Annotated in this window: 23 protein-coding genes; 9 read left to right on the top strand and 14 right to left on the bottom strand. The window is 67.3% G+C overall.

Features of this window, described 5'->3' with window-relative positions; genetic code table 11:
* Positions 1 to 3 precede the first annotated feature (3 nt).
* Both HZF05_RS06610 and HZF05_RS06605 read right to left on the bottom strand, forming a co-directional pair.
* The gene (locus HZF05_RS06610; RefSeq protein ID WP_160363569.1) at positions 4 to 624 is read right to left on the bottom strand and encodes a TetR/AcrR family transcriptional regulator; all 621 of its coding nucleotides are present in this window, start codon (positions 622 to 624) and stop codon (positions 4 to 6) included.
* The gene (locus HZF05_RS06605) at positions 624 to 1,775 is read right to left on the bottom strand and encodes an aromatic ring-hydroxylating oxygenase subunit alpha (protein WP_160363568.1); all 1,152 of its coding nucleotides are present in this window, start codon (positions 1,773 to 1,775) and stop codon (positions 624 to 626) included. The genes HZF05_RS06610 and HZF05_RS06605 overlap by 1 nt, the downstream gene beginning before the upstream one ends.
* Positions 1,776 to 1,885: 110 nt before the next feature.
* Here HZF05_RS06605 and HZF05_RS06600 point away from each other — a divergent pair, with 110 nt between their 5' ends.
* The gene (locus HZF05_RS06600; RefSeq protein WP_160363567.1) at positions 1,886 to 2,590 is read left to right on the top strand and encodes a nitroreductase; all 705 of its coding nucleotides are present in this window, start codon (positions 1,886 to 1,888) and stop codon (positions 2,588 to 2,590) included.
* Between the two features lie 39 nt (positions 2,591 to 2,629).
* Here the strand turns inward: HZF05_RS06600 and HZF05_RS06595 are convergent, their stop codons facing one another.
* Complete coding sequence (locus tag HZF05_RS06595) at positions 2,630 to 3,409, bottom strand: enoyl-CoA hydratase (RefSeq protein ID WP_160363566.1); 780 nt, start codon at positions 3,407 to 3,409, stop codon at positions 2,630 to 2,632.
* Between the two features lie 93 nt (positions 3,410 to 3,502).
* Here HZF05_RS06595 and HZF05_RS06590 point away from each other — a divergent pair, with 93 nt between their 5' ends.
* The 3 genes from HZF05_RS06590 to HZF05_RS06580 all read left to right on the top strand — a co-directional run bounded on the left by HZF05_RS06590 (position 3,503) and on the right by HZF05_RS06580 (position 6,463).
* A complete protein-coding gene (locus HZF05_RS06590; protein WP_160363565.1) occupies positions 3,503 to 4,690 on the top strand; it encodes an oxidoreductase in 1,188 nt (395 codons plus the stop codon).
* A gap of 64 nt (positions 4,691 to 4,754) precedes the next feature.
* Positions 4,755 to 5,648, top strand: a complete 894-nt coding sequence (locus tag HZF05_RS06585; RefSeq protein WP_160363564.1) for an enoyl-CoA hydratase-related protein — start codon at positions 4,755 to 4,757, stop codon at positions 5,646 to 5,648.
* A gap of 26 nt (positions 5,649 to 5,674) precedes the next feature.
* On the top strand, positions 5,675 to 6,463 hold the full coding sequence (locus HZF05_RS06580) for an SDR family oxidoreductase (protein WP_160363563.1): 789 nt from the start codon (positions 5,675 to 5,677) through the stop codon (positions 6,461 to 6,463).
* 3 nt (positions 6,464 to 6,466) lie between these two features.
* Here HZF05_RS06580 and HZF05_RS06575 read toward each other — a convergent pair whose 3' ends face one another.
* On the bottom strand, positions 6,467 to 7,252 hold the full coding sequence (locus HZF05_RS06575) for an enoyl-CoA hydratase-related protein (protein WP_160363562.1): 786 nt from the start codon (positions 7,250 to 7,252) through the stop codon (positions 6,467 to 6,469).
* A 102-nt stretch (positions 7,253 to 7,354) separates the two neighbouring features.
* On the opposite strand from HZF05_RS06575, the gene HZF05_RS06570 reads away from it, so the two are divergent.
* Both HZF05_RS06570 and HZF05_RS06565 read left to right on the top strand, forming a co-directional pair.
* Positions 7,355 to 8,347: an NAD(P)H-dependent flavin oxidoreductase gene (locus HZF05_RS06570; RefSeq protein ID WP_160363561.1), complete on the top strand. Its 993-nt coding sequence runs from the start codon at positions 7,355 to 7,357 to the stop codon at positions 8,345 to 8,347.
* Positions 8,348 to 8,357: 10 nt separating this feature from the next.
* Positions 8,358 to 9,503, top strand: a complete 1,146-nt coding sequence (locus HZF05_RS06565) for a CaiB/BaiF CoA transferase family protein (protein WP_160363560.1) — start codon at positions 8,358 to 8,360, stop codon at positions 9,501 to 9,503.
* Here HZF05_RS06565 and HZF05_RS06560 read toward each other — a convergent pair.
* Positions 9,452 to 11,014, bottom strand: coding sequence for an AMP-binding protein (locus HZF05_RS06560; RefSeq protein ID WP_160363559.1), 1,563 nt, complete (start codon positions 11,012 to 11,014; stop codon positions 9,452 to 9,454). The genes HZF05_RS06565 and HZF05_RS06560 overlap by 52 nt on opposite strands.
* A 91-nt stretch (positions 11,015 to 11,105) precedes the next feature.
* On the opposite strand from HZF05_RS06560, the gene HZF05_RS06555 reads away from it, so the two are divergent.
* A complete protein-coding gene (locus tag HZF05_RS06555; RefSeq protein WP_160363558.1) occupies positions 11,106 to 11,888 on the top strand; it encodes an enoyl-CoA hydratase-related protein in 783 nt (260 codons plus the stop codon).
* A 3-nt stretch (positions 11,889 to 11,891) separates the two neighbouring features.
* On the opposite strand, the gene HZF05_RS06550 is transcribed toward HZF05_RS06555, so the two are convergent.
* Genes HZF05_RS06550 through HZF05_RS06510 form a run of 9 tightly spaced genes read right to left on the bottom strand, consistent with a single transcriptional unit; the run spans position 11,892 to position 21,767 of the window.
* Entirely contained in the window at positions 11,892 to 12,629 is a 738-nt protein-coding gene (locus HZF05_RS06550; protein ID WP_160363557.1) for an SDR family NAD(P)-dependent oxidoreductase, read from the bottom strand.
* Between the two features lie 14 nt (positions 12,630 to 12,643).
* Positions 12,644 to 14,149 (bottom strand): aldehyde dehydrogenase, encoded by a 1,506-nt coding sequence (locus tag HZF05_RS06545; protein WP_160363556.1) that lies wholly within the window; start codon positions 14,147 to 14,149, stop codon positions 12,644 to 12,646.
* Positions 14,150 to 14,170: 21 nt separating this feature from the next.
* On the bottom strand, positions 14,171 to 14,920 hold the full coding sequence (locus HZF05_RS06540) for an SDR family NAD(P)-dependent oxidoreductase (RefSeq protein ID WP_160363555.1): 750 nt from the start codon (positions 14,918 to 14,920) through the stop codon (positions 14,171 to 14,173).
* Positions 14,917 to 16,116, bottom strand: coding sequence for a cytochrome P450 (locus tag HZF05_RS06535; protein WP_160363554.1), 1,200 nt, complete (start codon positions 16,114 to 16,116; stop codon positions 14,917 to 14,919). The genes HZF05_RS06540 and HZF05_RS06535 overlap by 4 nt, the downstream gene beginning before the upstream one ends.
* Before the next feature lie 26 nt (positions 16,117 to 16,142).
* The gene (locus HZF05_RS06530) at positions 16,143 to 17,306 is read right to left on the bottom strand and encodes an aromatic ring-hydroxylating oxygenase subunit alpha (protein ID WP_160363553.1); all 1,164 of its coding nucleotides are present in this window, start codon (positions 17,304 to 17,306) and stop codon (positions 16,143 to 16,145) included.
* Between the two features lie 11 nt (positions 17,307 to 17,317).
* A complete protein-coding gene (locus tag HZF05_RS06525) occupies positions 17,318 to 18,439 on the bottom strand; it encodes an acyl-CoA dehydrogenase family protein (protein ID WP_181638808.1) in 1,122 nt (373 codons plus the stop codon).
* Positions 18,436 to 19,392 carry an acyl-CoA dehydrogenase family protein gene (locus HZF05_RS06520; RefSeq protein WP_160363551.1) on the bottom strand — a complete coding sequence of 319 codons (957 nt, stop codon included), beginning with the start codon at positions 19,390 to 19,392 and terminating at the stop codon, positions 18,436 to 18,438. The genes HZF05_RS06525 and HZF05_RS06520 overlap by 4 nt, the downstream gene beginning before the upstream one ends.
* Before the next feature lie 5 nt (positions 19,393 to 19,397).
* A complete protein-coding gene (locus HZF05_RS06515; RefSeq protein WP_160363550.1) occupies positions 19,398 to 20,540 on the bottom strand; it encodes an acyl-CoA dehydrogenase family protein in 1,143 nt (380 codons plus the stop codon).
* A 3-nt stretch (positions 20,541 to 20,543) separates the two neighbouring features.
* Positions 20,544 to 21,767, bottom strand: coding sequence for an acyl-CoA dehydrogenase family protein (locus HZF05_RS06510; protein ID WP_160363549.1), 1,224 nt, complete (start codon positions 21,765 to 21,767; stop codon positions 20,544 to 20,546).
* A 289-nt stretch (positions 21,768 to 22,056) separates the two neighbouring features.
* Between HZF05_RS06510 and HZF05_RS06505 the strand changes: the two genes are divergently transcribed.
* Entirely contained in the window at positions 22,057 to 22,563 is a 507-nt protein-coding gene (locus tag HZF05_RS06505; protein ID WP_160363548.1) for a nuclear transport factor 2 family protein, read from the top strand.
* Entirely contained in the window at positions 22,563 to 23,345 is a 783-nt protein-coding gene (locus tag HZF05_RS06500; RefSeq protein ID WP_160363547.1) for an SDR family NAD(P)-dependent oxidoreductase, read from the top strand. Before HZF05_RS06505 ends, HZF05_RS06500 begins: the two co-directional genes overlap by 1 nt.
* Positions 23,346 to 23,420: the final 75 nt, after the last annotated feature.

Raw genomic sequence — 23,420 nt, 5'->3', positions numbered from 1 at the left:
GGATCAGGGGACGGGCTGGCCGCGCGTCGCGAGCAGAGGCTCGACCACGAAGCGCCGGATGAACTGGCGCAGCTGCGCCTCGTCGATCCCGAGCTGCTCGATCGTGGCCAGCAGCATCATCTGCGAGAGCGACAGCCACGACACGATCCGATCGAAATCGATGTCGCTGGCAAGCTCGCCGCTGCCGGCGGCGCGGGTCAGCAGCGAGTGCCAGCGTTCCCGCGCACCGATCTGGAAGGGGCTCGATGGCGCATGGGACCGGGCCGACAATTCCAGCTCCTGCACGAAGCGGCGGGCATAGGGATTTTCGTTGGCGACCTGCACCGAAACCAGCACCGCCTCCGTTACCGTATCGGCAAAGCTCGTCTGTGGACGCATCCGCGCGCGCAACGCCTCGTGCACCTTGTCCATCTCGGCCAGGCTAATCCGATCGACGATCTCCTGCTTGCCGGAGAAATGCTTGTAGATCGTGGTGCGGGACAGGCCGGCCTCCCCGGCGATATCCTCGACTGCGCTCTTGCGGATGCCGTAGCGCGCAAAGCAGCGCCGCGCCGCGGCGAGGATCGCGTCCTCGGTCGATCCCGGCTCAGCCGTTGACCGATCCGTTTCCAAAAGCATGTCCATCAGACGTCGAGACCCGCAAGATCCCGACGCAACTGGTGATGGAGATGCTGACAGGAAACCTCGCTGCGTCCGTAAAGGAAATCGACTTCCGGGCTGGTGCCGGCATTGGCCTGGATAGTCTCTTCCATCGGCCAGTCCTCGTTGATCGCCGCCTCCTCCAGAATCGCGAGGCTGCGGCCGACACGCGCCTTCACCTCTTCCGTCGCCGTCTCGGGGCGGAGCAGGAAGCGGATGTGGACATGGCATTCGGACGGAGACGTCATGGACGGCCACACCGTCCAGAATTCGTAATGGTCGGGCGCCGGGATCACCAGCGCATTGGGGTACAGCACCAGCACGCTCGCGAAATAGCGCCAGGCGACCTCCGGCGAGGCGCCGCTGCGCACGATCTCGGCCAGCCGGCGACGTGCGGTGAAGAGCTGCCCGTGCCGGCCATAATCCTTCCAGACGCCGACATTGGATTCGACCAGTTTCCCGACCCCGGTCGGATGCAGAAACTGGGGGTGCAGCACGTCATAAGCACCATCCATCACCAGCTTCCAGTTGGCGGGAATGTCGTATCGCCGCTCGAACAGAATCTCCATGTCACCGATTCCGAAGGTGGCGAGCTCGCGATCGGCTTCGGCGCCGAGGAAGCCGGCGAGATCGATCCCGTCGCGGCTCGACAGATCCACCCAGATCAGGCCGTGCCGCTCTTCCGAGGCGACCTTGATCAGGCTGGTGCAGGCCCGATCGATGGCACCGTAGGAGGCCTCGAAAGGAATGCCCCGCAGGCCGCCTTCACGCTCGTAGGACCAGCCGTGATAGCCGCAGACGAAGAAACGCTTCCTGCCCGTTTCCGCCATTTCCACCTTGCCGCCGCGATGGCGGCACATATTCAGGAACACCTCCACTCTGCCATCCGCCTGGCGAACAACCAGCAACGCAGTGCCCATCACCGTGCGCGTCACGAAACTGCCTGGCTCGGGAAGCTCTGATGCGCAGGCGACGACCAGGGGTTGGCGCCGGAACAGCGCTCGCTCGTGCGCCGCATGCGCCTCGCTGCTGAAATGCGCCGCCGGCACGGCGAGCATCGTGTCCGCCAGATCGGTAGTGCCCGCGCGGATATGATCGAGCATCCGCTCGTAAATCTCGATGCTGACATTCGCCATGACGATGGCCCCGAACCGACGATGAGTTGACAAAATACATTATATGACAACTGTTCATAGGGTCAATCTGGCCGATCCATTGCGCGCGGCCATCGACGGAGCAGACGATCATGACAGCCAGCGCCGACCCACCACCCCTATTCCTGGAACCGGCCGCGGCGTTCGCCAAGATCGTCGCGGAACGTCGCTCGGTGCGCGGCTTCCGGCCCGATCCCGTGCCCGATGCTTTGATCGAGCGCATCTTCACGATCGCTGGACAGGCGCCCTCCAACTGCAATGCGCAGCCTTGGATCACGCATCTCGTCTCGGGCGCCTCGCTGGCGCGCATCCGCGCCATGCTGCGCGCAGAAGCGGAGGCGAAGCGCTTCGATCCCGACGTGCCGGTGACGACAGCTTATGCTGGCGCCTACAAGGCGCGCAGGATCGGCGCGGCGGTGGCGTTGTTCGAGGCGACGGGCGTCGGGCGCGACGACGAGGCGGCGCGACAGGCCTCGACGATGCGCAATTTCGATCTGTTCGACGCACCTCACGCCGCCTTCATCTTCATGCCGCGCGTCTTCGGAATGCGTGAGGCCGCCGATATCGGAATGTATGCGCAGACGCTGATGCTGGCGCTGACCGCGCATGGCCTGGCGAGTTGTCCGCAAGCTGCGATCGGTCTGTTCGCGGGCGCGCTGAAGCGCGAGCTCGGCATCGCGGACGATCTCATCTGCCTGTTCGGGATCAGCTTCGGCCGGGCGGACGAGGCGCATCCCTCTTGCAACGCGATCACCCGCCGGGCACCGCTGGCGGAGTTGCTCGTCCGGCACGACTAGGAATGGGCAAGGCGCCTTCGATGCAGGGCCTTCCCTAGGTTACTGTGCCCGTCCCCTCGTCTGCACGGCGGACCGGCGAGCCTCGATCGATGCGGCATCCAGGGTCGCGTTGGCGGCCGAGGATCGCTGATGCTCCAGCGCCATGGCCGCACCGAAATCGAGCGCGAAACCGTCGTCGATCAGTCTCTTATAGCCTTGCACCATATCCTCGGGCGCACTCGCCATGTCCTGCGCGAGGCTGATCGCGACCTCGCGAAGCCGATCCGGCGGGACCACCATAGCGACCAGTCCCCAGCGCTCCGCCGTTTCGGCATCGAGAAAGTTGCCGGTCAGCGAGAGCAGCTTCGCTCGCCCGATCCCGATCGCGCGCGACAGCCGTTGGGAAAGGCCCCAGCCGGGAATCACGCCCACCCGCACATGGGTATCGGCGAAGCGCGCCGAGGTGGACGCGATGATCAGGTCGCAGGCCAGTGCCAGTTCGAAACCGCCCGTGATCGCGACTCCGTTGACCGCCGCGATCACGGGCTTGCGGCATCCCGAAACGGCGCGCACGGGGTCTGTCGCAGCCCCCGTCTCGTCGATGCTCGCAAGCATGCCGTCGGCGGTGCTCAGTTCCTTGAGATCGAGGCCGGCGGTGAACGCCCGCTCGCCCGCTCCGGTCAGCACGATCGCGCGAACCCCGGGATCGGCGTCGAGCCCACGGATCGCATCGTGGAGCGCGGCGCGCAGCGCCCGCGACAGCGCGTTCATCGCCTCCGGCCGGTTGAGTGTCACCAGCGCGACCGCGCCCTGCCGTTCGACGATGACGAGATCATTCACTGCGCACGCCCCATTTCAATCGATCGTTGAAATTACGTGTCCGCTTTGCCCATAGAGGGGTCCGGTGACAAGCGCCGCGACGCGGAAAGGGACATGATGACGATTCGACAGCCCGATCTCGAAGCCCTTTTTCAGCCCTTCGCCTGCAAGTCGCTCCGCTTGCGCAACCGCACCGTGATGGCCCCGATGACGCGAATGTTCGCGCCGGACGGCGTACTCGCCGGCGAGGTGGACGCTTATTATGCCCGCCGCGCGGCGGGTGGCACCGGGCTGATCGTCAGCGAAGGCACGGTGATCGGCCATCCGGTCTCGCATTTTTCGTCCACAGTGCCGCATTTCTACGGCGACGCCGCTTTGGAACGCTGGCGTTCGGTCGTCGCCGCCATCCATGCGGCCGGCGGCGCGTTCGTGCCCCAGCTCTGGCACACCGGCTCCTCGCGTCGCCGCAATCTCGTCTCGAATCCGGACGTCCCCAGCGTTTCCGCCTCGGATCTGAGCGAGGCCGAGCTTTCGGCGTCCGCCGGATCCAACGCCGCACCGCCGCACGATCACGCCCATCTGAAGCCGGAGCCGATGACGGATGCCGATATCGAGGCCGTGATTGCCGCCTTCGCCGATGCCGCACGGGCCGCCAAGGCGATTGGCTGCGACGGCGTCGCGATCCACGGCGCGCACGGTTATCTGATTGACCAATTCCTCTGGGCGCGATCCAACCTGCGCGAAGACCGCTACGGCGGCGACATCGGAAACCGCGTGCGGTTCGGCGCCGAGCTGATCGCGGCGGTTCGCGCGGCGGTAGGGCCTGATTTTGCGATCATGTTCCGCTTCTCGCAGTGGAAAAGCCACGATTACGGCGCGCGGCTCGCCGAAACGCCCGCTGAGCTGGAACGCATCCTCGGCCCGCTGGCGGAGGCCGGTGTGGACATCTTCGACGCGTCGACCCGCCGCTTCTGGCAGCCCGAGTTCGAGGGTAGCCCGCTCAATCTCGCCGGCTGGGCGAAGGCGCTCACCGGCAAGGCGGCGATGACGGTTGGATCGGTCGGCCTCGAAAGCCCGTTCACACCGGGCGGCCGGACCCCGGGCAGCGCGATCGCGACAGACAATGTCGCGGTCGCCGCCGCGATGGTCGAGCGGGGCGAGGTCGATCTGATCGGCGTCGGGCGGGCGCTGATCGCCAATCCCGATTGGGCGGACCGGGTGCGCGAGGGCGCGTTCGACCGCCTGCGCCCCTACGATGCGCGCGGGCATCGCCGCACGCTGGAGCAGATCGACGCGGAGTGACGATCCCGCTCGACAATCCTCTTTTCGATCGATAGTCACTTAATCGATCAATTAGGGGACCATTGTGGCCGACTACGAAACCATCCGCGTCGAGATCGCCGACCAGATCGCGACCATCACGCTGAACCGGCCTGATAGCCTCAACGCCTTCACCGTCGAGATGTCGCGCGAGCTGATCGCCGCCTTCGACCAGACCGACGCGGACGATGCGGTGCGCGCCGTGATCGTGACGGGCGAGGGTCGCGGCTTCTGCGCAGGTGCCGATCTTGCCGCGGGCGCCGACACATTCAATTACGCAGAGCTCGGCGACACCGGCCCGGTTCGCGCAGACGGATCGATCGACTGGGCGCACGATCAGGTGCGCGACACCGGCGGCCTCGTGACGCTGCGCATATTCAACAGCCTGAAGCCGGTGATCGCCGCGATCAACGGCCCGGCTGCTGGCATCGGCATGACGATGACGCTGCCGATGGACATCCGCTTGGCCGTGCCCGGCGCCAAGATGGGCTTCGTCTTCACCCGGCGCGGCATCGTGCCAGAGGCGGCGAGCAGCTGGTTCCTGCCGCGCCTCGTCGGCATCAGCCGGGCGATGGAATGGTGCGCGACGGGCCGGATCTTCCCGTCCGAGGAAGCGCGGGACGCAGGCTTGATCCGCTCGCTCCACGCACCCGAGGAGTTGCTGCCGGCAGCCCGTGCCATTGCGCGGGAGATCGCCGACAACACTGCGCCCGTTTCGGTCGCGCTTACCCGTCAGATGTTGTGGCGCGGGCTCGGCCTTGCCCATCCGATGGAGGCGCACAAGGTCGACAGCCGCGTCGTCTTCGCGCGGGGCCGTGGCGCCGATGCGGCGGAGGGCGTCACCAGCTTCCTCGAGAAGCGCACCCCCGCCTATCCCGAGCGCGTCGGCTCGGATATGCCGGAAGTCTATCCCTGGTGGGACGAGCCGGCCTGGTCCTGACCGGCGGCGAATAACGAGGAGAGATCATGGCGGACGGCGTGCTTGCGGGAAAGACGGCGTTCGTCGCCGGCGGATCGAGCGGGATCAATCTTGGCGTCGCCTTCGGCTTCGCGGAGGCCGGCGCGCGCGTCGTGCTGCTCAGCCGGTCGCGGGACAAGATCGATGTCGCCGTCGCAGGGCTGCGCGAGGCCGGGTACGAGGCGAGCGGTTTCGCTGCCGACGTGCGGGACTATGACGCGGTCGAGGACGCGCTGAAGCGCACGCACGAGGCTGATGGCCCGATCGACATCGTGCTGTCCGGCGCGGCGGGGAACTTCCTCGCTCCCGCCGCGAAGCTCTCCGCCAACGGCTTCAAGACGGTGGTGGACATCGATCTGCTCGGCACCTTCAACGTCTTCCGGGCGAGCTACGAATATCTGAAGAAGCCCGGCGCCTCGCTGATCGCGATCACGGCTGCACAGGCGGTCACCCCGATCGCCAACCAGATCCACGCCTGCGCCGCCAAGGCGGGCGTCAACATGGTCACCAAGTGCCTGGCGCTCGAATGGGGGCCGGAAGGTATCCGGGTGAACGGCATCGCGCCCGGCCCGATCGCCGACACCGAAGGGATGCGCCGCCTCGCCCCGACCCCGGAATGGGAGGCTGCCTACAAGGCCACGATCCCGATGCGCGATTACGGTACCAAGCGCGACATCGCCAATTTGGCGGTGTTCCTCGCATCTGATGCGGCGGGCTATATCAGCGGCACGATCGTCGATTGCGACGGTGCCTCGGGCCTCACTGCCGGCTCGGTCGTGCGCATCGACAAGACGTGAGATTCAGCGCCCCCGGAACGCCGGCTTGCGCTTCTCCAGAAAGGCGGCGACGCCCTCGGCGTGATCGGCGGTGCGGCCCGCCGCGCGCTGGTTGACCCGCTCCATCGCGATCGTCTCGGACAACGACTGGGTCATCGCCGCGGCTATCCCCTGCTTCGCGAGGCCGAGCGCGACGGTTGGCCCGGCCGCCAGCCGCGCGGCGAGCGCGGCAGCCTCCGCCTCCAACGCCTCGTTCTCGACCATCCTGTAGATCAGCCCCCAGTCGACCGCCGTCTCGGCCGGAATACGGTCGCCGAGCATCATCATGGCGGTCGCCCGCGCCTTGCCGGCGAGGCGCGGCAGCAGCCAAGTCGCGCCGAAATCGGGCACCAGGCCGATGTTCATGAAGGGCTGGAGGAAATAGGCCGATCGCGCCGCGATCACGATGTCCGCGCACAGCGCCAGCCCGCAGCCGCCGCCTGCCGCCGCCCCGTTCACCGCCGCAACCACGGGGATCGGCAGGCGCACGATGCGTTCGAGCAGTGGGTTGAAGCCCTCCTCAAGCCCCGCACCGGCGTCGCTTCGTCTGCGCTGACCCTGCGCGCCCGGTGCCAGATCCGCGCCCGAGCAGAAAGCGCGCCCTGCCCCCGTGATGAGCAGCGCCCGGGCGCCAGTGTCCCGCGCCTCGTCGATCGCGTCGAGCATCTCGGCGAGTGAGCGCTGAGAGAGCGCGTTGAGTTTGTCGGGCCGGTTGATCGTCAGTGTCGCGACGCCGTCCTCGATCGTGAACAGGATATGCTCGTACTCCATGCCCGTCCTCCGCAGCGGCTCGCAACTTGGCCGTTGCCAATGGCATGGGATTGCGGGCATGGGTAGTTTAAATCATCGATTAAATTCCGACGGAGGAGTGGCATGCTGAAGACCCGGATCACCGATCTGCTCGGGATCGAACATCCGATCGTGCAGGGCGGCATGATGTGGGTGGGCACAGCGGAACTGGCCAGCGCCGTCTCCAACGCAGGCGGGCTCGGCATTCTGACCGCGCTGACCCAGCCGACGCCCGATGCGCTCCGCCGCGAGATCGCGCGCTGCCGGACGATGACCGGCAAGCCCTTCGGTGTGAACCTTACCATCCTGCCCTCGATCAATCCGCCGCCCTATGCGGACTATCGCCGCGCGATCATCGAGGAGGGCATCACCATCGTCGAGACCGCAGGCTACAAGCCGCAGGAGCATGTCGACGAGTTCAAGGCGCATGGCGTCAAGGTCGTCCACAAATGCACCGCCGTCCGCCATGCGCTGTCGGCCGAGCGGATGGGGGTGGACGCCATTTCGATCGACGGCTTCGAATGCGCGGGCCACCCCGGGGAGGACGATATTCCCGGCCTGATCCTGATCCCGGCCGCCGCCGACAAGGTGAAGGTCCCGATGCTGGCGAGCGGCGGCTTCGGCGACGGACGCGGCCTGGTCGCGGCGCTGGCGCTTGGCGCTGACGGGATCAACATGGGCACGCGTTTCTGTGCGACCCGGGAAGCGCCGATCCACGACAACTTCAAGGCCGCGATGGTCGCCAACGACGAGCGCGCGACGGACCTCATGTTTCGCAGCTACAGGAACACGGCGCGCGTCGCCCGCAACGCGATCAGCCAGGAGGCGATCCGTATCGAGCGGGAAGGCAATCCGTTCGAGGCGATCGCGCATCTGGTGAAGGGCGCGCGCGGCAAGGAAGCGCTCGATAATGGCGATCTCGATCACGGCATCTGGTCGGCCGGCATGGTGCAGGGCCTGATCCACGATGTGCCGACCTGCCGCGAGCTGATCGACCGGATCATGGCGGAGGCCGAGGGCATCATCGCGAAGCGGCTCGGCGGCATGGCGGGTGCCCGCCTCGAAGCGGTCGCCTGAGGGCCGATCCATGGCTGGTGCGCTGGCGGGCTTGAGGATCGTCGAGTTCCTGGGCATCGGCCCCGGCCCTTTTGCCGGCATGATGCTGGCCGATCATGGCGCGGAAGTGATCCGGGTCGGGCGCCCCGGCGCGCAGGAAAGCTTCGGCGACTTCGATCGCTTCGATGTGCTGGCGCGATCGCGCAGGACGATCGCGATCGACATGAAATCGGCCGACGGGCTGGCGATCGTCCGCGATCTGGTCGGGAGCGCCGACGGGCTGATCGAGGGCTTCCGCCCCGGCGTGATGGAGCGGCTGGGGCTTGGCCCCGACACGCTGATCACCGAGAATCCCCGCCTCGTCTATGGCAGGATGACGGGGTGGGGCCAGGATGGCCCGCTCGCGCAAAGCGCCGGACATGACATCAACTATGTCGCGATCAACGGCGTGCTGAGCACGGTCGGGCGCCCCGGCGAGCGGCCGGTGGTGCCGGTCAACTATACGGGGGATTTCGGCGGCGGCGGAATGCTGCTGGCGTTCGGCATGGTGACGGCACTGCTCGCGGTTGCGCGCGGGGCGTCGGGGCAGGTAGTCGATGCCGCGATGGTCGACGGCTCCGCCTTGCTGTCGGGCATGGTGTGGCAGATGAAGGCGGCCGGCATGTGGAATGGGCCGGCCGGCGCCAATCTGCTCGACGGCGGCGCGCATTTCTACGACACATTCGCCTGTGCCGACGGGCGCTACGTCACGATCGGCGCGATCGAGCCGCAATTCTACGTGGCGTTGCGCCGAATCCTCGGCCTCGCCGAAGATCAGGCGTTCGACGAACAGATGGATAGGGCGCGCTGGCCCGCGCTGCGCGAGAAGATCGCCGCCGTCATCGCGACTCGCGCCCGGGACGAATGGTGCACAGCGTTCGAGGGCCACGACGCCTGCTTCGCGCCGGTGATGACGCTGGACGAGGCGCCGGGTCATCCGCACATCGCCGCACGCGGCACGCTGACCGAGACCAACGGCCAGATTCAGCCGGCGCCCGCGCCCCGCCTTTCGGCGACGCCACCTCTGCCACCCCGCCCGCCCCGTCGCGCCGGGCAGGATACGGAGATCGTGCTGTCCTTGATCGGCTATTCGGCCGAGCGGATCGCCGCGCTGCGAGCGAGCGGGGTGATCGCCTGAGCTTCCGCTCGCAGCCGGTCGCGCAGCACGTTCTTCTGCACCTTGCCGGCGGCCGAGAGCGGCAGCGCATCGACGAATTCGAAGCTGCGCGGCAGCTTGTAGCCGGCGATGTGATCGCGGCAGTGGGCGATCAGCGCCGCTTCGCCGGGGCGCCTGCCGGCGCGCGGGACGATCACCGCATGGACCCGTTCGCCCCAGCGCGGATCGGGCGCCGCGATCACCGCCACCGCCGCGACGTCGTCATGTCCAGCCAGTGCGCTTTCGACCTCGGCGGAATAGACATTCTCGCCACCGGTCACGATCATGTCCTTGAGCCGATCGACGACGGTGACATAGCCGGCCTCGTCCATCCGTCCCATGTCGCCGGTGTGCATCCAGCCGCCACGCAACGCCTCGGCGGTAAGCTCGGGCAAATCCCAGTAGCCCAGCATCACGCCCTGCCCCCGCGCCACGATCTCGCCAATCTCTCCGCGCGGCAACTCGCGGTCGTCAGGTCCGACGATACGCAGCTCACAGGTCGGCGTCGCGCGACCGGCCGAGCGCAGGTGGCCATTGATCCGCGCCGCCGGCTCATGGTCTTCCGGCGCCAGCGTACTGGCGACGGGGCCGAGCTCCGTCATGCCGTAGGACTGGTTGAAGCGCGCGCGCGGGAAAGCGGCGATCGCGATATCCATCAGCACCTCGTCGATCGGCGACGCGCCGTAGCGGATCTGCCGGATCGATCCGGTGTCGAACTCCGCAAAGCGCGGATGCTGGAGGAGCATCCGCAACATGGTCGGCACCAGAAAGATGTCGCCGGGCCGGTGCCGCTCGATCGCCTCCAGCACGGCAAGCGGCTCGAACTGCGGCAGGAAGATGCTCGCCTGTCCCGAATAGAGGGTGATGAGCAGGCCGGACAACGACCCTACGTGGAAAAGCGGCGCGACATTGAGATAAGCGCCGGTCGCGGGACCGTGCGGCTGGGCCAGCACGCCAAGCAGCGAACCCGCCAGATTGGCATGGCTCAGCATCACGCCCTTGGGAAAGCCGGTGGTGCCGCCGGTGTAGAGGATGGCGGCGAGATCGCCCCCGCGACGCAACGCATCTTCGGCCGGTGCGGCGCCTGCCATCCATTCGTAAAGCTTGGCGGTAGGAATGATCTGCGCGAGATTCGGCGCGGCTGCAGCGAGTGCCGGCACCAGCGGCTCGAACACCGTATCGACGAACAGGAAGCGCGTGCCGCAATTTTCCAACGAGTAGGCCATCTCCACGGTCGTCCAGCGGGTGTTGACCGGGTTGATGACGCCGCCGGCCCACCATGTGCCGAGAATGAAGACCACGAAATCGATACCGTTGCGACCGAGCATCGCCACCCGGTCACCCGGCTGAAGCCCTCTCGCCCGTAGCATGCCGGCAAATCGTGCGGCCCGATCCCGCAGCTCCACCCAGTTCACCACGGCGTCGGGATCGACGGCGGCGATCGCGTCGGGCATTTGCTGGACGTGCCGGTGCAGGCACTGCGTGAGATACATCGGCGTCCTCCCGTCTTCCCGGCATCCGGGGCGCGATGCTTGGTTTCATCGATCGATTAGGACAGGATGGACGCATCGGGAAAGGATGCCAATGCCCTACGCAAAACTGACATATGAAGTGACCGACAATGTCGCTTCGATCCGGCTGAACGATCCGGCAAGGCTCAACGCGATCGGCCCGGCGATGGGACGCGAGTTGCTCGACGCGATCGGTCGGGCATCGCGCGAGGCACGCGCGATCGTCCTGTCGGGCGAGGGACGCGCCTTCTGCTCGGGCGCCGACCTTGGCGACGAGTGGCTCGATATGGCCGATCCCGTGCGCGATGCCGGAGCTTATCTGGACGGCGTGTTCAATCCGATCGTCCATGCGATGCGCGACGCGCCGGTCCCGATGATCACGGCGGTGCGCGGCGCGGCGGCCGGGGTCGGCTGCGGCATCGCGCTGGCCGGCGATCTGATCCTGGCGAGCGAGACCGGTTATTTCTACCAGGCCTTCTCCCGCGTCGGCCTCTCGCCGGACGGCGGATCCTCCTATCTGCTGACGCGGGCGATCGGTCGTCCGCGCGCGATGGAGCTGATGCTGCTCGGCGACCGCCTCCCCGCCGCCAAGGCCTTCGATTGGGGATTGATCAACCGCGTCGTGGCCGACGACGCGCTGGACGGCGAGGCGATGGCCATGGCGCACGATCTGGCGAACGGGCCGGCCTCGATCGCGGTGATCAAGCGCGTCGCCTGGGCCGCGCTCGACAGCAGCTTCGAGACCGCGCTCTCGAACGAGCGCGCCGGCCAGCGCGACGCCGGTCGCACCGAGGATTTCGCCGAAGGAATCCGTGCCTTCCAGGAACGCCGGCCCCCGCGTTTCACCGGGCGCTAAAACTCAGCCGACGGTCAATCCACCGTCGACCACGATCGTCGCGCCTACGACGTAGGAGGCGCGCGCTGAGGCCAGGAAGCAGACCATCTCGGCAACCTCGCGCGGATCGGCGAGCCGCCCGATCGGCAGCTGCGCGCCGAACGTCTCGATCTGGTTGCCGAAAGCTTCATGGAGCATCGCGGTTTCCATTCCGCCGGGGCAGACGGCGTTCACCCGGATTCCCCGGCCGATATATTCCAGCGCCAGCGACCGCGAGAAACCGAGCACGCCGTGCTTGGCGGCGGTGTAGGCGCTGGTCTGCGCCATGCCGCCGATCGCGTTGGTCGAAGCGATGTTGACGATCGCTGCCTCGCCGCTTTCCAGCAAATATGGCAACGCCACGCGGACACCGAGGAATGGGCCGGTTGTCATCACCCGGAGGAGGTGATCCCACAGCTCCGGCGTGGTCGCCTCGAAAGGATGAACGCCGTGCAGCCCGGCATTGTTGACGAGAATATCGAGCTTGCCGTAGGTCCCGACCGTCTTCTCGACCGCCGCCGCCCACTGCGCCTCGCTCGTCACGTCGTGCTCGATGAAGGCCATGCGCTCGTCATACGTGCCGGCGAGCGCCAGCCCCTGATCGACGAGGACATCGCTCGCCATAACGCTCGCGCCCTCGCGATGGAATATCTCGGCCATCGCCCAGCCGAGCCCCCGTGCCGCGCCCGTGATCAGCGCCACCTTGCCGGCAAGTTCTCCCATGTTGGTCTCCGTTTCTAGCGTCCGTTACCGTCCCTCATCGGAAGGTGCGACGGTCGCCCGTCGAGCAGCACCGTCTTGGTCTCGAGATAGGGGTGCAGGCCCTCCACGCCGCCTTCGCGGCCGACGCCAGACTGCTTGAAGCCGCCGAACGCGATCGAGAAATCCATGCGAATCGCATTGTGGCCCATCGTGCCGGTGCGCACCTGCCGCGCGACCGCATAGGCACGGTCGATATCGTTGGTGAACACCGCGCCGTTGAGACCGAACGGACTGTCGTTGGCGATCCGCACCGCGTCGGCCTCGTCCGCCGCCGGGATCACCGCGAGCACGGGGCCGAACACTTCCTCCTGACCCAGCCGCGAGCGGTTGTCGACGTGGCCGAACACGGTCGGCTCGACATAATAGCCGCGATTGAGGTGTGCCGGGCGCCCGCCACCGGTCGCCAGGGTGAAGCCGTCGGCGCGGGCGCCCGCGATATAACCCTCGACCCGATCACGCTGACGCTGTGTGGCGAGTGGCCCCATCTGCGAGGCGGGATCGAACGGATCGCCGACCCGTATCGCCCCGAAGGAGGCGGCCAGCGCCTCGACCAGCCTGTCGTGCCGATCCCGCGTGACGACGACGCGAGTAAGCGAGGCGCAGACCTGCCCGGTCATGTCGCCGGCATGCTCGGCGATCGTCCGCGCGGCCGTCTCGACATCGTAATCGTCGAGCACGATCGCCGCCGATTTGCCGCCCAGCTCCAGCGTATAGCGGGCCATGCGCTCGCCGAGGATCGAGGCGATGCGGGTGCCGGCAGCGGTCGATCCGGTGAAGGCGATCTTGTCGATGCCGGGATGGCGGACCAGCGCCTCGGAGGCCTGGCGATCGGCGGTGACGACGTTGACCACACCCTTGGGCAGGCCGACCGACTCGGCCACCTCGGCCATCAGCAGCGCATGGCCCGGCGCCTCGGGCGAGGCCTTGATCACCACCGTGCAGCCGGCGAGCAGGGCGGGCGCGATCTTGAAGGCGATCAGCGAGATCGGCCCATTCCACGGAATGATCGCACCGACCACGCCGACCGGCTCGCGCACCAGCAGCCCGAGCTTCGCGCCCGAGAAGGTGCGCCGCTCCTCCTCGAACGGGAAGCGCGTGGCGAGGCTGGCATAATAGGAATAGAGGCCGGCGACGCCCGCCGAATAATCCTTCGCCATCGAATGGAGGATGCCCATCTCGTTGGGCCAGATCGCGGCGACGTCAGGCAAGCGCTCGGTAAGCTTTTCGGCGATGGCGGTCAGATAGCCCGCGCGCTCGGCATGCGACATGCGCGGCCACGGCCCCTCGTCGAACGCCAGGCGGGCAGCGGCGACGGCGCGCTCGATATCCGCCTCCTTCGCTTCCGCGACGCGCAGGTAGAGTTGCTCGGTGGCGGGCGCGATCACGTCGATCGTCGCATCGGTGGAAGGCGCCACCCATTCGCCGTCGATGAACAGCTGGCCCGGGTTCTTGATCGGCGCGTCGAGCGTCTCGATGGTCATCGGATAAGTCCTTCTTGCGTATCAGGCGATGGTCATGCCGCCGTCGACGCAGATTTGCGCGCCGGTGACGTAGCTACTGTCGGGCGAGACGAGCCAGACCGCCGCTGCGGCGATCTCGTCCGGGCTCGACATGCGCATCATCGGCACGCGGATCGTGCCCTTGAGCGCGGGATTGGCGGCCGAGGAGCGACGCGCCAGCGGCGTGTCGGAGGCACCGGGCAGCAGCGCGTTCACGCGGATGCCGCGCTCGGCATAATCCACGGCGGCGCCCCGCACGAGGCCGAGGATACCCGCCTTGCCGGCGCAATAATCGGCGCTGTGCATCAGGCCTTTCACCGCCGCCGCGGACGAGATGGCGACGACCGCACCGCCGCCTTCGTTGCCTATCATCGCGGCGATCTGGTGCTTGAGGCAGTAGAACATGCCGGTGAGGTTGACGCCCAGCGAGAAGCCCCATTCCGAAGCCTCAATCTCGTGCACCGGCTTGGCGGCCTGCGGTACGCCGGCGCTGTTGATCGCGCCGTCGAGCCGGCCGAAGGCATCGAGCGTCGCCGCGACGACGGCACGGACATCGGCCTCGTCGGCCACGTCCAGCGCCGCGAACCGTGCGGTGCCGCCCGCCGCCACGATCGCCTCGACGACGGCACGGCCGCCCGCCTCGTCGCGATCCGCCACCATCACCGCCGCGCCCTCGCGCGCCAGCCGCTCGGCGGATGCGCGGCCGATGCCGCTGCCCCCGCCCGTCACCAGGATCGCGCGGGTCACGGTCATGCACTTTTCTCCAGGATCAGGGGTAGGCTGGAAATGCCCTGGTTCTCGCCGGACTCCCAGCGCAACACGGCATCGTCGGGCAGGCGGATGCCGGAATAGCGCGCGAGGATTTCCTCGAGCGCGACGCGCAGCTCCAGCTTGGCGACGAACGAGCCGATGCAGCGATGCACGCCAGCGCCGAAGCCGAGATGCGGATTGGGCAGGCGATCAAGCACCAGTTCGTCGGCGCGATCGAACTTCGTCGTATCGCGATTGGCGGCGGCGAAGCTGAACAGCACCGGTCGCCCGGCGTGGAGCGGGCAGCCCGCCAGCTCGGTATCCTGGGTCACGGTGCGGCGCAGATAGGACGCGGGCGAGGCGAAGCGTACCATTTCCTCGGTCGCCAGCTCCAGCATCGCCGGATCGGCGCGCAGCCGTGCGGCATCGTCGGGGTGCTGCGCGAGCCAGTGTATCGTCGAGGCCAAGGCGATCGCGGTGGTGTCGAAGCCGCCGAACATCAGCAGGCGGATCATCGCCGCCTTCTCGTCCGCGCTCAGCGGCCGGCCATGGACCTCGCCGAAAGCCACCGCGGACAGGATGTCCCGCGCCTCGCCCTGCGGCCCTTCCGCCTCCCGCGCGGCGATGCTGCCGCGGATATAGGCTTCGAGCTCACCCGCCGCTTCTGCACCGCGCGGATTACCGCGCTCGTGGTGGAGATCGCGCACCAGCCCGTCGAGCCGTGCAGCGTCCGCCTGCGGCAGGCCCAGCAGCTCCAGCGCCATCATCACCGGCAGCGGCCGGGCGAAGACCTCGACGAAATCGATTGCGGCCGCATCGCCGATCGCATCGAGCAGCGAGACGACCATGCTGCGCACCGCCGACTCCAGCCCAGCCACCCGCTCGCGCGTGAGGAAGCGGGTGAGCAGCGAGCGATATTCGCCATGCAGCGGCGGATCGTAATCCTCGGGCGGCATCCGGTGGCCGAAATCGAGATCGGGGAAGGCGGTGCCCTGCGCGGAGGAGAAGAGCCTGGGGCTGGTCACCAGCTTCATCACGTCGTCATACCGGGTGACGACGTGGAAGCCGCCGTAGAGGTCGCTCTGCGGCAGACCCGAGCAGGCCTGCATGTCGCGCCAGATCGTGCCCGCGCGGACGCGATGCGCGGGCTCGCGATGATCGAAGCGGGCGAAATCGTCCCGCATTTGCCCGTCGGCCATGACGCTCTCCTCGCTCGTATCGACGGTTAGGCGGCGTGCGCCTCCAGGCATTCGGTGACGGCGTCCTGGAACATGCGGATCTGCACCTCCATGCCGCCCAGCTGCACCTCCTCGAGCGTGCCGGAACGCAGGCCCTTGTCGCACATCTCGGCCGCCCAATAATCTTCCTTGGCGAACACCCGCTCCATCAGGTCGAACGCCTCGCGCATCTTGCCGGCGTAGCGCTCGTCGCGCGGCGGCGCGTCGTAGAGCTGGTAATAGTCGATCTCGGTGCGCTGGTTGTCGACCGGGCGCACCACGCCCAGGCTGATATAATGCGGGCTGACGACGATGATGCCGTTGGGGAAGCCGATATAGGAGAAGACCATCATCTTGCGCATCGCGCCGAAACGATCCGTGATGGCGGCCTTGTCGAAATTCCCGCGATGCGCGGCGTTGCGGATGTGCGGCCCGATGCGGTCGATCATATTCTCGGAGTCGACGCTGAACTGGGCGAGCGAATCCTTGTGCAGCCGGGTGACGTGATAGCTGTCCAGCATCGAATCCATCAGCAGCTTCCAGTTCGCCTCGACCTTGAAGGTCGCGTGATCGAACAGGAACAGATCCTTCATCGAGAAGGCGTCGAGATCGGCGGCGAGCTCGCCCTCGACCGTCGAGAAATCGGGCGGGCTGTCCGGATCGAGGCCGACCCAGATCAGGCCCCCCGCCTCGCTGCAGGGCAGTTCCTTGAGGCCAAGCTGGGATTTCTCCAGGCCGGGGAAGGTCTCGGAACGCGGCAGGCCGATCAGCCTGCCTTCGAGATCGTAGGTCCAGGCGTGATAGGGGCAGACGAGCCGGCCGGCGGAAACCGGGTCCTTCGACAGGCACAGCTTCATGCCGCGATGCCGGCAAACGTTGGCGAAGGCCTTGGCGGTGCCGTCCTTGGTGCGGGTGAGCAGGACCGGCATGCCGACGATGTCGACGCTGGCATATTCGCGCGGCTTGGGCAGCAGCGCGGACGGGCCCGCGATCACCGGCACCTTGCGGAAGATCGACGCCATCTCGGCATCGAAGCGCGCCGGATCGGTATAGTGCGAGGCGGGGATCGAATCGCGCACCTCGGGCAGACGGATCTCGTCGAGCGCGGGCATCGCCTCCAGCAGCTTCTGCTGGCCGGGGGTGAGGAGGTCGCGGGGGGTCGGCTGGTCCATGACGGGCTCCGTCAGACAGGGATCGGTTCGGGGGCGATGTGGGGTTCCGCCAGCATGTCCGCAAAGGCCAGGCGGGCGACGCGTTCCTTATGCTCGGTCGAACTGCCGCCGAGCATCTGGTTCAGCTTCGCGCGCTTCAGGAACAGGTGGCAGGGATGTTCCCAGGTGAAGCCGATGCCGCCGTGTAGCTGGATCGCGTCTTCGCAGATCGCGGCATAGGTGTCGCAGGCATAGAATTTGGCGCTGGAGGCGAGCGCGGACGCGTCCTCGTCCGCTCCGGCGAGCGCGGACGCCGCCTGGCGGACGAGCGCGGTGGACGCTTCCAGCAATACCTTCCAACTCGCGGCGCGATGCTTGAGCGCCTGGAACGAGCCGATCGGGCGGCCGAACTGCTCGCGGATGCCTAGATAGTCGACGGTGCGCGCGAGGATCTCGGCCGCGCCGCCGATCGCATCGCAGGCCAGCGCGACGGCGATCCTGTCGCCGAGCGCTTCCCAGCCATTCGCGCGGGGGCGGAGCAGATCGGCCTCCGGAACCGCGACGAAATCGAGCCGCACCGTGCCCAACTGGCGGGTTAGATCGGAGACCAAACGTTTCTCGCAGGAAACACCGGACGCGTTCGAATCGACCGGCGCCAGCACGATCTCGTCGCCCACGCGGACGGGCAGCAGCAGCAAATCGGCATCAGCCGCGAATGGCACATGCTCGACCACGCCCGAGACGGTGCCATCCTGCCACACCGGCAGGGCGCGGCCCGCAAGCGCGATCGTCGCGACAGTTTCGCCGGCGACGATCGCGGGAAGGATCTTCGCCTTGGCCGTTTCGCTGCCATGCGCGGCGATCGCTTCGGCGGCGATCGAGGACTGCATCGCCGGCACCGCCGCGAGTACGCCACCCAACTCCTCGAACAACACGCCAAGATGCGCCATGCCGAGGCCGAGCCCGCCCTGCGCCTCGTCGATGCCGAGGCCCAGCCAGCCGAGCTCCGCCATCGTCGACCATAAGGCGCGATCCATCGGCGCGCCCTCCTCGCCAGGGATCGCGTCGATCGGGCCGGGATGCTCGCGCAGCACCTGCCGGATCGCGTCGCGCAGATCGCCGAGATCGATGCCCTCGTCCGCCATCGCCGTCATCCCGCCTGCGCCATGCGTTGCGCCGCGGCCGGTGCATCCGGCCACAGGCGATTGGCGATCTCCAGCCCGATGCGGTGGACGCCGCCGGCCTCCGCCTGCAGCGCACGGATGCGGTAGAGCCAGAAGTGCAGCAGATGCTCGGTCGTCACGCCCATGCCGCCGTGGAACTGGTGGAGATCGAACAGCAGCCGCTGCACGCCCTGCTGAGCGAAGCTCGCCGCGCAATCGGCGTCGACCGGATCGCCGCTCCACGCCGCGCGCAGCGCCAGGTAATAGCAGCTCTGGGCGTGGGCATGGCACTGGACGAGGCGGTGCTGCACCGACTGGAAGGAGCCGACCGGGCGGCCGAACACCTCGCGCTGCTTCACATAATCGATCGTGAAGGCGATCGCCGCCTGCGCCGCGCCCGCTACCTCGGCGGCCAGCGCCACGCGCCACCACTGGCGGAGCGCCTCGCCCGCGCCGGGCAGGCGCCGCGCCTTCGCCAGATCGGGCGCCTTGCGGAAGCGGCCATAAGGGAAGGCCAGCACGCTCTCGACCGGCTCGACATCGGCCGGCTCGATCGCCAGCACCGCGACGTCCTCGCCGAGATCGACCAACGCGGTTCGCGCGATCGGCAGGTTGCGATGCGCCTTGTCCATGGCCTTGCCGTCGATCAGCGCCACCGGCCCTTCGATCGCTTCTCCGAGTACCATCGGCGCGACCAGCCCGGTCGCCGCCGTCTCGACGAGGACCGGCAACCGCGCCGTCTCGATCGTCACCAGCGCGGCCTCGATCGGGCCGATCTCGCGCGCGGCGGAGAGGAAGCCGCTGTCGGCTAATATCCCCTGCAGCTCGGCATTGAAGCAGGAATAGCCGAAGCGTTCGGCCTGCGGCAGCTCCGCATGATCCTGAAGGATAGAGTGGAGGGCGGAGACCAGGGCCTCCTGATCCTCGGAAAGCTGGAAATCCATGCGCGTCAGCCCCGTGGCAGCCCGAGGCCGCGCTGGGCGACCAGATCGAGCTGGATCTCGTTGGTCCCGCCGGTGATGCCGGCCGGGATGTTGATGCGGTAATAGTCCTCAAGCAGTGCGTTGCCCCCGGACAGACAGTCCGGCAGGAATTCGGCGAGGAAGTTCAGCATCTCGATCACCGCCTCGAGCGAGGCGACGCGAGAGAGATTGGCGTCCGTGTTCGACGGCAGCTTCTTCACCCGCTGGTCGACGACCAGATAGGTGAGCATCCGCGCACCCTCGAACTTGGCGGCGATCGATCCGGCGCGCGAGCGGACGATCGGGTCGTCATGCCAGCGCCCTTCCTCCTTCAGCTGCTCGACCGCCAGTTCCAGCGCCTGCAGCCCGGTATGGTAGCGCGGCACGCCGACACGTTCGTAGCTGAGCGCGTGGGTGACGATCGTCCATGCCTCGCCTTCCTCGCCGACGCGGTTCGCGACAGGCACGCGCACATCGGTGAAGAACACCTCGTTGAGATGCCCGTCCTTGATCATACCCGGGAAGGACGTGACCGAGATGCCCGGCGTGTCCATCGGGATCAGCAGGATCGAGATGTCCTTCCGCGTCGGCCCGGTGCGTGCGAGCAGGAAGCACCAATCGGCGGTGCGCGCATAGGACGTCCAGATCTTCGATCCGTTGACGATGTAGTGATCGCCGTCGCGCTCGGCCCGCGTGCGCAGCGCGGCGAGATCGGTGCCGGCATTGGGCTCCGAGAAGCCCTGGCACCAGATCACCGTGCCGCTGGCGATGCCCTGCACATGCTGCGCCTTCTGGGCCTCGGTGCCGTATTTCAGCAGCGTCGGGCCGATCCAGTTGACATTCATATATTGGGGGCCACGCGGCTCGCCGGCAGCCTTCATCTCCTCGCCGAGGATGAAATGCTCCCAGTCGGGACTCTCGTTGCCGCCATATTCCTTCGGCCAGTGCGGCACCAGCAGGCCGCGCTCGGCGAGCTTCGCGCAGAACTCCCGTGAGAATTGCACCTGCAGGTCGGAGGCGTAGCTCTCCGGCACGTAGGTCTCGTCCCAGTCGGCCGGCAGCAGATCGTCGAGCGCGGCCTTGACCCGCTCGCGATACTGGACCTGCTCCGGCGCCCAGCCAAATTCCATCGATTATCCCCCTTGGCCGGCAGCCGCCGGCTGCGGCTCGCGCGGGAGCTTGAGCCCCCGCTCCGCCACGATGTTGCGCTGGATCTCGGAACTGCCGCCGGAGATCGTCCAGGCCCAGGAATACAGATAGTCCTGCATCCAGTAGCCGGTCTCGTTGGCACCGCCCATCAGGACGGGCTGGAGATATTGTCCGGCTACGCCGCCCAGCGTGACGCCCAGCGCGGTGAAGTCGCGCAGCAGCTCGCTGTAATAGATTTTGATGATCGAAGGTTCGGTGCCCTGCTTTGTTCCGCGCATCGCCTGCGTCAGCAACTCGTTCACCAGCAGCCGCAGCGCCTGCATTCGCGCGTAGATGTCGACCAACCTGCGGCGGATCTCGTCGTCGTCGATCAGCCGCCCGCCCGCCGGCCCCTCGGCTTGCGCGGATTCGAGCAGCATCCGGAAGCCGACGCGCATCCGCTCGGTGAGTTCCAGCACGGACAGTCCGCGCTCGGACGAGAGCGTGGATTGCGCCACCGCCCAGCCGCCATGTTCCGGGCCGATCAGGTTCTCGGCCGGGATCTCTACATCATCAAGGAAGATTTCGTTGAAATGCGAGGCGCCGGTCATCTGCTTGATCGGGCGCAGAGTCACGCCCGGCGCCTTCATGTCCATGATGAAATAGGAGATGCCGCGCGTCTTGGCGGCCGCCGGATCGGTGCGCGCCAGCAGCAGGCAGAAATCGGCATGATGTGCGTTGGACGACCAGGTTTTCTGGCCGTTGACGACAAAGACGTCGCCATGCCGCTCGGCCCGCGTGCGCAGGCTGGCAAGATCGGACCCCGCATTGGGCTCGGAGAAGCCCTGGCACCAGATTTCGTTGCCGGTCAGCACGGCGGGCAGGTGTCGCTCGCGCTGCGCCTGCGTGCCCCATTCGAGCAGGGTGCCCGGCACATGGTGGAGCGCGATGAAATAGAGGATCAGGCGCGGCGCGCCGGCGCGGGCAATCTCTTCGTAGAGCACGATCTGCTGCGCGAAGGAAAAGCCGCTGCCGCCCCATTCCTTCGGCCAGTGAGGCGCGCCGTAGCCGCCCGCCATCATCGCGCGGAACCACGCCTTCTGGAAGGCGACATGCTCCTCCTCCGGAGCCCCGAGCATCTTCTGCTGCCAGTCGGCGGGCAGGTTCGCGGCGAGCCACGCGCGCACTTCGGCCCGGAACGGCTCCAGCGCCTTCAGTTCATCGAGCATGTGACACCCTCGCCGCACGCCATGCCGCCGGCAGGCGGGTAGCTTCCCATAACGATAGGCTCAACGGTTCGACGCACGAAGCCCTTCCCTCTCCCGCTCCCCTCGTGGCTGCGGGACCATTTTGTGCGATTAACGGTCGCATGTTCGATATATGCTCATTCAAGGAGAAGGGGGCGACTGTCAAGCCACGCGCGATCGCCCGCCATAGAATTAGCTTTATGGTCGATCTTCGCACGTTTGCGCTTTATCGAATCGCTGGCTATCGGCAATCGGGAAAGGCAGCAAGGACATGACGACGGACCCGCTGCAGCGGCTGATCGCGATTGAGGAAATCAAGGCACTCAAGGCGCGCTATTTCCGCTGCGTCGATACGAAGGACTGGGCGGGGCTGGAGACGGTGTTCGCGCCGGACATCGTGTTCGACCGGACCTACAGCCGCAGTACGCGCGACCCGTGGACCGGCGACTGGTCGCCACCTCCGCCCTCGCCCCCATGGCTCGTCCACGGTCGTGAGGCGGTGATGGCGATGGTTCGCGCTGCGATCGAGCATCTGCGCACCGTCCATCACGGCCATATGCCGGAGATCGACGTAATCGACGAATCGCACGCCACCGGCATCTGGGCGATGTCCGACGAATTGCGGGCACCCGACGGCACGCTGCTGCTCGCCGGGCGTGGCCATTATCACGAGACCTACATACGCCTGGCCGATGGCTGGGCGATCGCGAGTTCCGGCATCCACCGGCTCGAAATCCTGCGCGGGCCGGATCCCGCCGCGACCAAGGGAGAGCAATGATGGACATCGGCGTCGCGGGCAGACACGCGATCATCTGCGGCGGCAGCCGGGGCATCAGCCGCGCCGCCGCGGATCGGCTGGCGGCGGAGGGCGCGCGGGTGACGCTGGTCGCGCGCACGGCGGCCACGCTGGAGCAGGTCGCCGCCGAGATCGCTGCCGCGACCGGGGCGGAGGTGAGCTTCGTCGCCACCGACCTCACCAGTCCCGAAGGCCGCGCTCACCTGATCGCCGAGCGGCCGGCGGCCGACATCCTCGTCACCAATGCCGGGGTGCCGCAGCGCCCGATCCCTTACCGGGAGCTCGATCGCGAGGAATGGATTCGCTGGTTCGACGCGCATTTCTTCTCGGCGATCGACCTGATCCATGCGTATGCGCCGGGCATGTGCGATCGCCGTTTCGGGCGGATCGTCAACGTCTCGGCCAATTTCATCAAGTTTCCGCAAATCGGCGTCGGCCATTCGCACGCGGCGCGTTTGGCGCTGGCCGGAGCCATCGCGTCGCTGGTGCGCGAGGTGGCGCCGTTCAACGTCTCGATCAATTCCATCCTGCCCGGCCTGATCGACACCGAAGCGCTGCGTGACGCGCTCGGCCAGCGGGCGAAGGCGAAGGGCGTGACCTACGAGACGGTGGAGGCCGAGGTCCGCAAGCGCACCGCCGCCGGTCGACTCGCCGATCCCAAGGAAGCCGGCGACCTCATCGCGATGCTGTGCGCGGCGCAGATGGGCTACGTCACCGGCCAGAATATCGTCAACGATGGCGGCGCGTTCGAAGGGCTGTTCTGACCCGCTCGCCGGTGCCGTGGCGAACCGGCAACATCTCTTGATGCTTCGCGGATCGCTTCAACACGCGATTGACAA

This window comes from Sphingomonas chungangi, assembly GCF_013778325.1.
GTDB lineage: Bacteria > Pseudomonadota > Alphaproteobacteria > Sphingomonadales > Sphingomonadaceae > Solisphingomonas > Solisphingomonas chungangi.
The sequence above is the reverse complement of the archived record's forward strand: the minus strand, read 5'-3'. Positions and strand labels throughout refer to the sequence as shown.